This window comes from Nocardia sp. NPDC101769, assembly GCF_044766925.1.
Taxonomy (GTDB): Bacteria; Actinomycetota; Actinomycetes; order Mycobacteriales; family Mycobacteriaceae; genus Nocardia.
Window position 1 is genome coordinate 28,454 of record NZ_JBIWMX010000048.1, and the last position, 11,202, is coordinate 39,655.

Below are 11,202 nucleotides of genomic sequence, written 5' to 3' on the forward strand. Positions count from 1 at the left end.
CGGACAGGACAGACAAAGGAGAACATCGTGCAGCTCACCGGTTTCGAACTGGTCGGCACCGCACCGGGATTGGACGTCCTCGCGCTTCCCGCCGACGGCCGGCTGCCCGCATCGGTGCCAGGTGGCGTGCACGAGTCGCTGTTGGCCGCCGCGGGGCGAATCGAGCACACCTACCTCGACCGTAACGAGCTCGACGTGCGCTGGATCGAGGAGCACAACTGGTGGTTCCGCACCTCGTTCGCCGGTCCCCCCGCCCCAGGACGGGCGGGTGCGGCTGGTGTTCCATGGTCTGGACACCGTCGTGGACATCTGGCTCGAGGGTGAACCGCTGGGCCACTGCGAGAACATGTTTCGGCCTGCCGAGTTCGACGTGACCGGCCTGCTGCGCGGTGAAAACGAGCTGCTGCTGCGGTTTTCCCCGCCGCTGCACGGTGGTCGTGGAAGTAGGTGCCGATACTGGCCACTGATGCCCAGCCTCGCCTCGGCCAGCCTTTCACTCTGCTTCGGACTGATCATCTGCGCGCGGCGGCACCTCGTCGTCATCCGAGCGCGCGCCCAGCACCTCGTTCCCCACCCACCCAACATGAAGCAGGAAGTATGACCACCCAGATCGACAGGGACGCCATCCGCCGTAAGTACCGCGCCGAACGAGACAAGCGGCTGCGTCCGGACGGTAACGACCAGTATCTGCGGCTGCCCACCAGCCAGTTGACCGATCCGTACACCCCGTGCATCGACCGCGCACCCGTGCGCGATCACCGCATGGCGTTGGATCGGGCTGTGGCCCAGATCGGACCGCCCGCCATCTCACGGCGCACGTTCTTGGCGCTGACAGGCACGTCAGCGGCTGCCGTCGTGGCCGGATACGGTTCCGGCGTCGGCCGGGCCGGCGCTTCTCCGTCCCTTCCGCCCGCGCCGACACACCGGGACTCGGTCTTGTTCATCGCCGGACAAACGAGCGCAGATCTGGGAGGTCGGCCGGATCTCGGTTTCACCGACGGCTACCTCGACCACGTGCCGACACCTCCCGATGGCATCACCGCGTACGTGGGGCTCTATCCCGGCGCGCAAATCACCAAGAACTGCAACGACGCGTTCGCCTCGTACCTGGCCCGACCGGATCTTGCCGATGCCACCGTGCATCTGAGCGTGCCCTGGATCCGCGAGAACTACTCCGACGAACAGAACCTCGGTCTCCAGCGTGATCTGACCAACGGACACCTCGACGGGCAGATCGAGGAACTCGCTTCGTGGTGCCGGTCAACGCCCCATCCGATCCTGCTGCGTCTGGGCTTCGAGTTCGATCGCCGACCCCCCGTCGTCTACAACCCGGACAACTACGCCCAGAACTTCCGCTACATCGTCGAGCGCGTCCGAGCCGCAGGGGCCACCAACGTCGCGACAGTATGGGCGTCGGCGAACAACGTCGCCGCACCGCTCACCCCTGAACGCTTCCGGGCGTTCTATCCCGGCGACGAGTACGTCGACTGGTTCGGCATGTCTGCGTTCGTGCCCTTTCTCGACCCGCTCATGATGGCGGAGGCGCGGCAACGCCGAAAGCCGGTTCTGATCGCCGAGTCGACACCGATAGGGATCAACATCGGTCAGGGCAAGACCTATCCGCTGACTGCCGCGGACGTGCCAGGTACACCGGTTTCCGCCGAGGAGATGTGGCACCTGTGGTTCGCTCCCATGCTCAGGCTGATCTCGGAAAACCGCGATGCGATCGCAGCCTTCGCCTACATCTCGGAGAACTGGTCGCTGAGCGACCTATGGGCCCACAATCCACTATTTGCCCATTGCGACTCCCGCGTCTGGGCGAACCAGGAGATCGCCCAGCGATGGGAAGCAGCCATTTCGGCCTCTCCGTTCGCTCCGAAATGAACTGCACAGCCGCATCCTGCCCGCCATCACGCTCCGACCAGCGCAACCGCAACCCCCAGAGGATCTTGGACGCGCTCACCGCGGTCGGGACGGCAACGTGGCCCGAACCCGGCAACGTGGCCCGAACCCGGCGACGAAACAACTTCCTCGCCACCGTCGAATCTCCTCACCGCCATCTATCGCTGCGAGTCACACTTTTCGGCGCACGTCGAAGTGTGCTGTTGGGTGCCCCAAAACGTCAGCCCCACATGCATTCCGAGGGGTCGCGCTGGCCTTCGAACAGCGCGGACCCTCCGAAGATCAACGCGCCGAGATCATCTCGGCCAGCCGAACGCACGGAACCAGCCGATGAGGAAGCGGGGGCGCTGGGGTGATGTGACATCTGGGCCCGGACAGTCGACTTTCGGCTCCTGTGATGCACGGGGTTGCCGGGCGATCTTGGAGGTGCACCGACAGCGTGGTCGCTGCCGCACGAGGAATGTCGCGCACACCAGGAGGACCGCATGAGCGGCACTACCACCCACAACGTCAGCGACCGTCGCGAGGATCGGGTGATCTGGCCGGACCCCAGTCCGCTGGCATCGTGGTGGGACAGCGTCATGTATTCCGAAGCTCCCTCTGCCCGAAAGGTTCACCAGGTTGGGTGAGGGTGTGTGGTCCCGGCGACTGATCGCGCAGCGGTCGAGAGGAGATTCGACAGTGGCGAGGAAGTGGAGCGAGCTGAGCGAACCCAGCCGCTGGTTGATCGTGGGTGCGGGTGTGGTCGACGGCCTTCTGCGGGTGGCAGCGGTTGCGGACCTGCTGCGTCGGCCGGCCGAGCAGGTCCGCGGCTCGCGACGCGCCTGGATGACAGTGATGCTCGTGGTGAACTCGATCGGCGCTGTCCCGATGGCATATTTCCTGCTCGGACGCCGGAAATCGAGCAGCGACTGACAGACATCTCAGGGGCCGTCCGATCCCAGGGCCCGCACCCGGGCGTGGCCGGGAAACGGATGAATCACCCAACAAAAGTCGGGCGATCGGCTCTCGACAGAACCATGCGTTGTTCCGGGCTAGGGTGCGCTGGTGAGGGGCGACGGGGAGTAGATGGTGTTGGTGGCCAACCGCTGGGCTGCGCAGGGGTCGTGCGCCGGGAGTAAGACGACAGGTTCCGTGCGAGCGAATTCCTTGATTCTGCGCATGGTTTCGATGGCCTGTCGGGGTGCTTTGTTGACGCCATCGGTCAGTTCGGCGTCGAGGAGGACTTGGTCGTAGGTAGCGTCGCCGACGAGCAGGTAGGTGACCGTGCCGGTGCGCACGACCACGGCGAGGTGACCGGGAACGTGCCCGGGGGTGTCGACAGCAAAGACGCGTCCGTCGTAGGTGATCGGGTAGGTGCGGTCCCAAGGTCGCACAGCCGGGCCGGTGGCCGCGAGGATTGGGGGGTGAATCCGGTCGGCCAGTGTTTGGGGACGGCGCCTTCGATGGTGGCCGGGAGGTAGTGCCCGAAGGCCTTCCAGTGTTCGGCGCTGACGTAGATCGGAGCGCCAACGAGGTCGGCCAGACCGTCACCGTGGTCATGGTGCAGGTGCGAGACGATGACCGCTCGCAGGTCCACCGGTGTCAATCCGCGCTGGGCCAGACGCGCACCGATGCCTTCGTCGGGACCGACTTCGATGTCCACCGCGAGATGGAAGAAGGGCTGCCACCACGGGAAGTAACGGCCGTGCGAGGCATGGGGGGATTCGCCGGTGTCGAAGAGGATGGGGCCTTCGGGATGCTCGATGAGGTAGGTGTTGATCGGCAGGGGTTCGGTCCACCGGCGGTCGGTCAGCACCCTCAGCCGCCGCAGTGGCACCGGCCGGGTAGCGGACTGGGTTCGGTGACTGGGCCGGATCGCAACCGTTCCGGTCTCGAGGACGGAAATGCTGATGTCATTCATTTCGACTCCTTCGGGCTCGCTGCGGCGGCCGCGATCGTGATCGCTGCCAACTACTTCGCGACCTCCGACGACTCGTCCCAGTGGTGGTGCTCGTTTTGGGGATCGCGGCGTTCGTGCTCGGGCTCGCGGTGCCACGGCGGGCCTGGCTCTCGGGTGCCGTGCTGGGTTCGGCCCCGGCCCTCGCCAGCGCATCGAGATAGGGAGGAGTACTCAGGCCGCCGCTTGTGGTTCGCGGTGGAACGTCGAATCCTCCCCGAGTTCGCCGAGTTCGGCGGGAACCTCGACAGGAGCCATCTCGTCCGAGGATAGTGGCACACCGATATTGGTGCTGTCCTGGGAAAGCCGTTGCCTGGCAAGGCGTTCGCCGAGTTCGGGCATCGCTCCCACAGGACTGCCGGCCAGATCGGCCAGACACCCTCGCAGCACCGATTCCACCCGGTGCCGCGAGGTGCGGCAGCCGAACTCGATCCACAATCGCTCGACCGTCAGGTCGAACATCGCGGCATCGATCGTCCGCGTCGGCTCCACGAGGTCACGAATAATGATCACGGTTCCAGGCTGCTGGACGCACCTTTCCCGTAGCAGAGTCGAAAGACTCCAGGGGTCCCGAACCGCGCGAAAGACCCGCACCGCGCAAACCAACGGGTATGGCGTAATCCGCTGGTAGGTAGGGTTTGTGCGATTGGGCTACACGTCCGGGCGGTTCACAGGGGGGCTGACCAGTACACGCGGGTGCCGGGCCCGTGGAGACCGGCGGTGGTGGCGGGGCCGAGTTCGCAGTGGCCGCTGGCGTCGCGGGCGCGGCGGGTGAGACGGGCCTTCCGACCCGTGGAAACGCCGCCAGGTCCGGCGAGGCGCTCGCGTTCGGTGGACCATCGTTTTCCGAACGGCTGTCGGTCTGGGGTGTACCCCAAAACGACACAATCAAGACCGGCCGGGTTGAGCGTGAAGTACCAGAACAACTTCTCGCGACTGATCTCCGGAGGCTCCCGCAGACGCGCCAACTCCTCGTCCGCGCACCCCCCAATCGCTACCAGACCCGACCTCCAGCACATCGACCAACCTCATCGGCAGCCAAGCCGAGCACCAATCACGGTGTCCCGCAGCCCGAACCAGAAGCTCAACATCACCCCTGGTCAAGCCATTGTCGTTGTTTTTCGCGCGAATGCTACCGAGACCCCTGGTACCTAACCTGCATCTCGCTGTCGGAATCGTCGGTGCTGTGGTCGGCGGTCACTGGCACGCGAGTTGCCGCGGGCCAGGGAATGCCGAGGTCATGGTTGGTTCTGGTTGAGGGTTGGGGCCTGCTGGAGAATCTCGGCGTATACGCCGCCGTTCACGACATCGAAGTCGACATGGCGGGTCCGCAGCAGGTTTCGATGGCGGTGTCGGCGAAACGGGTGATATCCCAGTGTGTTGTCGTGTTGCTCATCACGACGGCGGCGCGGGATCGGCGGGGGTCCAGACGCAGTATGTTCCAGTAGCCCATGCCGCCGCCGAAGTGGCAGACCCGCTCGTCGGGCGCGTTGTGCGGTTGGAACCATCCCAGTCCGAGGTCGTAACGGCGCCCTCGGGTCGTGATGGCGGTCATAGCGTCGATCGTGTCGGCCGTGAGGAATCTGTGTCCACCGATGCTGCCGCGGTTGGCGTGCAGGGCGATCAGTTGCGCGGCGTCGCCGACCGGGCCGATCAGCCCGCCGTAGGCGGCCCCGTCGAGTTCGAAGGGTTGCAGTGCGACGAGCTTTCCGACGCGAGCGCCCACGATCCCCGCAGGCAGCATCGCAGCGACCAGCGGAGTGATCAGGCGCGGAAGTCGTTGATATGGGGTCGCTCTCGCGACCCCGGCGAGGGCGGGATCGTTCCAGGAAAACGCCGTCCGCGTCATCCTCAGCGGCACCAGCAGTTCCTCGCGCACGAAGTCCTGATAGGGCCGGCCCACGGCCGCCGCGATCACCTCACCCAGCGCGAGGTAGCCGATGTTGCTGTAGGAGGCACGGGCTCCGGGCTCGAATCGAGGCCCCCGCCTGCCCGACATCACGTGAGCAAGAAGAACCGGGGCGGCGGGCGGGGAGTCGGTCGGTCGATGCACCCATCGCAGCGGGATCGGGTTGGGCAACCCGCCGCTGTGGCTGAGCAGATGACGCACCGACACCCGCGAGAACCCGGTCGGCCACTGCTCGCCGAGATATCTGGCGACAGGCGCGTCGAGATCCAGCGCGCCGCCTTCGACCAAGATCATCACAGCGGTCGCCGTGGCGATCTTGGTCATCGAGAACCAGTTGAACGCTCGATCCGCGGTCATCGGGTCAGCAGTGGCCAGATCGCCGAAACCGGCACTCGCCGAGGCGACAACCCGATCACCGGCCACGACCGTCACTGCTATACCGGGGGTCGTTCCACACTCGACAACCTGTTCGGCCAACCGAGCCAACCTGGACATACCTTCTCCCTGCGCGGTCGTCCAGATAGTCGGAATAGTTGGACAACCCCAACTATCCTGCCCCGAAAGCGTTCTCCCGAGGCAGGGCCGAACGTCCCCACAGCCGCGACCCGGGCGGTTCGCCACCACGCGGCAGGCCCGAAGATCAACGCGCCGATATCAGCTCGACCAGCCGAACGCACCGAACTGCCTTTCGGCACGAAAGCGGAACTCCCCGAGTGGGATTGGGATAGCCCGAGAAGCCAACGCCGGTAGCAGAAGCCACGACGGGCATCATTGGCTCCCTCCGCTGGGGCGTGGTTGACTACCGGCCGGATACCGGACCTGCAGTGTCCGGGCCCGAACGGGCGCTGACGCGAGTCAGGTCAGTGCGTGAAGGAAGACGGTGACCGCGCTGCTGGAACCGACGGACAAGTTGGACGCCGACCGGCGTGAGCCCGGGACGGTGAACGGACCAGGGGGCTACGTCTTCGGTTGTGTCGCTGCAGATTTGGTGGACGATCGCAGGCGTGTACGGCATTGATGGTGCTTGACTTTCACGGGCTTGCTTGAGTCGGATACATAGAAAGTGTGCACGTCCGGTTCTGAGGGGGCGCAGCAATGCGCCCGGTCTACCCGGCAGAGGCACGCGGCACAGTGTCTCAGCAATGAAGATCGTTTCGCGAACACTTCGATGCGGTGCAATGAGTACTCAGGCTGCCGCCTGCCGTTCGCGGCGCAACGTCGAATCCGCCCACAGTTCGGGCAGTTCCACGAGAACCTCGACAGGCGCCATCTCGTCCGAGGCCATTGGCACACCGATAGTGGTGCTTTCCTCGGACAGCCGTTGCCTGGCAAGGCGTTCGCCGAGTTCGGGCATCGCTCCCACCGGACTGCCGGCCAGATCGGCCAGACACCCTCGCAGCACCGATTCCACCCGCTGCCGCGAGGTGCGGGGGCCGAACTCGATACACAATCGCTCGACCGTCAGGTCCGCGTCGGCTCCGCGAGGTCACGAATAATGATCACGGTTCCAGGCTGCTGGGCGCACCTATCCCCGCAGCAGAGTCGAAAGACTCCACACCGCCCGCCTTGGACACCAGGGGTCCCGAACCGCGACTTTTCGTTCAGGTGCACCTCACGGGCGGTTCACAGCGGGGCCGACCAGCACACGCGGGTCCCGGGCCCGTGGAGACCGGCCGTGGTGGCCGGGCCGAAATCGCAGCGGCCGCCAGCGGTTTCGGCGCGGCGAGTGAGGTTGGTCAGCCCGCTGGGGGTGATGCCGTCACCGATTCCGCATCCATCGTCTTCGATGACGAGGGTGAGATCGTCGTCGACGGTGATCTCGACGGTGAGGGTGACGGCGCTGGAATGGCGGACCGCGTTGGAGACCGCTTCGCGAAGGACGGCTTCGGCGTGGTCGGCCAGTGCCGCGTCGACGACGTCGAGGGGACCGCTGACGCGGAGGCTGGTGCGCAGGCTGGTGTCGGCGGTGTGCTGGCGGACGATCTCGTCGAGGCGTTGGCGCAGCCGGGTGGGTCCGGCACCGTCGTGCAGGTCGAACACGGACGTGCGGATCTCGGTGATGACGGTTTGCAACTCGTCGATGTGGCAGGAGAGGCGTTGGCGGACCTCTGGGTTGCGGGTGCGGGCAGCGGTGCCCTGGGCGGCCATACCGATCGCGAACAACCGTTGCAGGACGTGGTCGTGCAGGTCGCGGGCGATGCGGTCACGGTCGGCGAGCACGTCCATCTCCCGCATGCGCTGCTGGGCTGCCGCCAGTTGCATCGCGAGGGCGGCTTGCCCGGCGAACGACTCGGTCAACTCCACGGTCTCGCGCGGGTAGGGGCGGGTATCGCCGCGCTGGACCACGAGCAGCCCGAGGGTGGCCTCGCCGGTGTGCAGCGGCAGCACCAGCGCCGCACCCGTGCCGAGCGGCAGCTCGGTGGGGCCGACGTCTGCGGCGGGGTCCAGGTGCAGCGGTGTCGCCGAGGCCAGTGCTCGGGCCAGGATCGCGCCCGTGATCGGGATCCGCTCGCCGCGGTGCGTGTGGCCGGGCCCGGACCATTCGGCGATGACCAGCTCGGTGGCCTCGCCGACGGGCAGGTCCTGGTCTGGCAGGACCGCCAGCCACGCGTATTGGGAGTCGGACAATTCACGGACCCGGTCGACGACCTGCCCGAGCACGGTGTCGGGGGCGGTGGCGGCCAGGAACGCGGTGGTGAGGTCGCGGGTGGCCGTGATCCATGCCTGCCGGGCTTGGGCGGTCTCGTAGAGGCGGGCGTTGTCGATCGCGACCCCGGCCGCGGACGCCAGCGCGGCGACGATGACCTCATCGTCCTCGGTGAACGGCATCCCGCCCGTCTTCTTGGTCAGATACAGGTTGCCGAAGATCTCCCCGCGGATGCGCACCGGCATGCCGAGGAAACTGTGCATCGGCGGGTGCCCGGGCGGGAATCCCACCGAGTCCGGGTGATCGGCCAGATTGTCCAGGCGGATCGCCTTGGGCTGGGCGAACAGCAACCCGAGCACGCCGCGTCCCTGCGGCAGAGGCCCGATCGCGTGGGCGGTCTGTTCGTCGATGCCCTCGTGGATGAACCGGGCCAGCTGCCCGTCGGGCCCACGCACCCCCAGCGCGCCGTAGCGGGCATCGGCCAGGGTGATCGCGGTGCGCACGATCCGGCGCAGCGTGTCGTCGAGGTCCAGGCCCGCGGTGACAGCGAGCATCGCCTCCACCAAGCCGTCGATCCGGTCACGGGCATCGATGATCTGCTCGATACGGTCACGCACCTCGGCGAGCAACTCCCGTAACCGCAGCTGCGACAACGTCTCCCGAATCATGCCGCTATCGGCACCGGAAGAACCGTGGCCGTTGTGAGCGGCTGCCGAACCCGACATCATGGCAGCATCCTCTTCCCTCGACCGCGTACCGGTCGATAGCCCAGTGAGTCTAGGGCCCAAGGGCTCTTCGTTGCCGATACTAATGAAACAATTTCCGGCGAACATCTCCGATGCGGTGCTGGCGATGGCGGACGCTGTGTCCGGAGGGCCGACAGTCCAGGTGATAGTCGGCCGCCCTTTCTGGACGCGTGACCATTCATGCCAGGACCGCCGTTCTCGTGCCATCACGGCACGGCACCATAGTCCGGCGCGCGGTACTGGCTACGTTCTCGAGCGGATAGTCGGCGGGCGCCGATACCGGCTGGATCAGTAGCCGTCTCGTCGTCCTCGCGGCTGTCTGGACCGCCCAGCCCTGGCGGTCCTGAATCGGTTGCTGCCCTGTTGAGCCCAGGGCTGTTGCCGTGCACGCAAGTGCTCGAAAGGGGCGGCGGGACACCCCTGCAGACGGAAACGTCCTGTCCCGCCGTCCGTCAGCATCCCGCACTGGCCGGTTCGGTCAGCGCGGTCGAGAAATGATCAAGACCTGTGGATGACGGGAAGGACGCACCTTCCCGGATGATCTATCAGTCAGAAGTCTTGATCATGCCGGCGCGCCAACGCCGGTCGGGAAGGTACGTCCGTGCTTACGGTAGTTCAGAACGTCATCGCCGACAGCGGGGAGGCCGGTTCGACCCGGTCGCTGCTCGATGAGATCGTCCGCGACGGCGCGCGGCAGATGCTCGCCGCCGCGTTGAAGGCCGAGGTCGCTGCCTACGTCGCCCAGTTCGCCGATCAGCTCGACGAGAACGGCCACCGCCAGGTGGTGCGCAACGGTTACCACGCCGAGCGGGAAGTCCTGACCGCGGCGGGCGCGGTGCGGGTGAAAGCGCCTCGCGTGAACGACAAGCGAGTCGATCCGGAAACCGGTGAACGGCAACGGTTTTCCTCGGCGATCCTGCCCGCCTGGGCGCGGAAATCGCCGCAGGTCGCCGAGGTGTTGCCGCTGCTGTATCTGCACGGGTTGTCCACCGGGGATTTCGGTCCGGCTCTCGAGCAGTTCCTCGGTTCCGGGGCCGGGTTGTCGGCCGCGTCGATCACCCGGCTGGCCGCGACGTGGCAGGACGAGACCCGCTCGTTTGCTTCCCGGGATCTGTCGGGCACCGATTATGTCTACCTCTGGGTCGACGGCATCCACACGAAAGTGCGTCTGGAACAGGAGAAATTGTGCCTGCTGGTGATGCTCGGAGTCCGGGCCGACGGCCGCAAGGAGCTGGTGGCCATCAGCGACGGCTACCGGGAATCGACCGAGTCGTGGGCCGATCTGCTGCGCGATTGCCGCCGCCGCGGCATGACCGCACCGGTGCTGGCCGTCGGGGACGGAGCACTCGGATTCTGGCGGGCATTGCGGGAGGTGTTCCCACAGACCCGGGAACAGCGCTGCTGGTTCCACAAATCAGCGAATGTCCTTGCCGCTCTGCCGAAATCGGCACATCCCGCAGCGATAGCGGCGATGAAGGAGATCTACAACGCCGAGGACATCGACAAGGCCCAGCTCGCGGTGAAAGCCTTCGAAATCGACTACGGCGCAAAGTATCCCAAAGCCATCAAGAAGATCACCGACGATCTCGACGTGCTGCTCGAGTTCTACAAATATCCAGCCGAGCACTGGATCCACCTGCGCACCACGAACCCGATCGAGTCGACCTTCGCCTCGGTGCGGCTGCGCACGAAGGTCACCAAGGGACCTGGCTCTCGCGCGGCCGGAATTGCCATGGCCTACAAGCTGATCGAGGCTGCCCAAACCCGCTGGCGCAAGGTCAACGCCCCCGAACTGGTCGCGCTCGTCCGTAACGGCGCCCTGTTCCACAAGGGCAAGCTGCTCGAACGACCCCGCACCATCACCCCGCCGCCCTCGCCCGCCCCGGCCGACACCACCCGAACGGAGGTCGCCTGAAACATACCGATCCACAGGTTTTGACAATTACTCGCGCGGTCTTTCCGATGGACCTCACGAAAACCTCAAGGTTCTCTGTTGATCATGTACAGCGCTCCCGGATTCGACCTGCCCAACCGGCTTTCGCGTATCCGCGACGTGAGC

At 66.0% G+C, this 11,202-nt stretch carries 10 protein-coding genes and 1 pseudogene; 5 read left to right on the forward strand and 6 right to left on the reverse strand.

Going from position 1 to position 11,202, the window contains the following annotated elements:
• The first annotated feature begins 27 nt into the window (after positions 1-27).
• The 4 genes from ACIRRA_RS41525 (at position 28) to ACIRRA_RS41540 (ending at position 2,817) form a co-directional block, all read left to right on the forward strand.
• On the forward strand, positions 28-324 hold the full coding sequence (locus ACIRRA_RS41525; protein ID WP_402780173.1) for a glycosyl hydrolase 2 galactose-binding domain-containing protein: 297 nt from the start codon (positions 28-30) through the stop codon (positions 322-324).
• Positions 269-601: a glycosyl hydrolase 2 galactose-binding domain-containing protein gene (locus ACIRRA_RS41530; protein ID WP_402780175.1), complete on the forward strand. Its 333-nt coding sequence runs from the start codon at positions 269-271 to the stop codon at positions 599-601. Before ACIRRA_RS41525 ends, ACIRRA_RS41530 begins: the two co-directional genes overlap by 56 nt.
• A 179-nt stretch (positions 602-780) precedes the next feature.
• On the forward strand, positions 781-1,884 hold the full coding sequence (locus tag ACIRRA_RS41535) for a glycosyl hydrolase (RefSeq protein ID WP_402780177.1): 1,104 nt from the start codon (positions 781-783) through the stop codon (positions 1,882-1,884).
• 699 nt (positions 1,885-2,583) lie between these two features.
• Positions 2,584-2,817 carry a DUF5652 family protein gene (locus tag ACIRRA_RS41540; protein WP_402780179.1) on the forward strand — a complete coding sequence of 78 codons (234 nt, stop codon included), beginning with the start codon at positions 2,584-2,586 and terminating at the stop codon, positions 2,815-2,817.
• A 119-nt stretch (positions 2,818-2,936) separates the two neighbouring features.
• Here the strand turns inward: ACIRRA_RS41540 and ACIRRA_RS41545 are convergent, their stop codons facing one another.
• The 6 genes and pseudogenes from ACIRRA_RS41545 to ACIRRA_RS41570 form a co-directional block, all read right to left on the reverse strand.
• Complete coding sequence (locus ACIRRA_RS41545) at positions 2,937-3,278, reverse strand: MBL fold metallo-hydrolase (protein ID WP_402780181.1); 342 nt, start codon at positions 3,276-3,278, stop codon at positions 2,937-2,939.
• Positions 3,279-3,361: 83 nt separating this feature from the next.
• Positions 3,362-3,997, reverse strand: a pseudogene (locus ACIRRA_RS41550) (MBL fold metallo-hydrolase); the annotation flags it as partial.
• An 18-nt stretch (positions 3,998-4,015) separates the two neighbouring features.
• Positions 4,016-4,354 carry a hypothetical protein gene (locus ACIRRA_RS41555; RefSeq protein ID WP_402780183.1) on the reverse strand — a complete coding sequence of 113 codons (339 nt, stop codon included), beginning with the start codon at positions 4,352-4,354 and terminating at the stop codon, positions 4,016-4,018.
• A 787-nt stretch (positions 4,355-5,141) separates the two neighbouring features.
• Complete coding sequence (locus tag ACIRRA_RS41560; RefSeq protein WP_402780185.1) at positions 5,142-6,245, reverse strand: serine hydrolase domain-containing protein; 1,104 nt, start codon at positions 6,243-6,245, stop codon at positions 5,142-5,144.
• 691 nt (positions 6,246-6,936) lie between these two features.
• On the reverse strand, positions 6,937-7,200 hold the full coding sequence (locus tag ACIRRA_RS41565; RefSeq protein WP_402780187.1) for a hypothetical protein: 264 nt from the start codon (positions 7,198-7,200) through the stop codon (positions 6,937-6,939).
• Positions 7,201-7,373: 173 nt separating this feature from the next.
• Positions 7,374-9,065, reverse strand: a complete 1,692-nt coding sequence (locus tag ACIRRA_RS41570) for a GAF domain-containing protein (protein ID WP_402780189.1) — start codon at positions 9,063-9,065, stop codon at positions 7,374-7,376.
• 679 nt (positions 9,066-9,744) lie between these two features.
• Here ACIRRA_RS41570 and ACIRRA_RS41575 point away from each other — a divergent pair.
• Positions 9,745-11,058, forward strand: coding sequence for an IS256 family transposase (locus ACIRRA_RS41575; protein ID WP_402780191.1), 1,314 nt, complete (start codon positions 9,745-9,747; stop codon positions 11,056-11,058).
• The last annotated feature ends 144 nt before the right edge of the window (positions 11,059-11,202 follow it).

Coding starts and splice junctions, on each gene's coding strand:
- ACIRRA_RS41560 (WP_402780185.1), bottom strand. CDS start 6,245: ATGTCCAGGTTGGCTCGGTTGGCCGAACAGGTTGTCGAGTGTGGAACG.
- ACIRRA_RS41570 (WP_402780189.1), bottom strand. CDS start 9,065: ATGATTCGGGAGACGTTGTCGCAGCTGCGGTTACGGGAGTTGCTCGCC.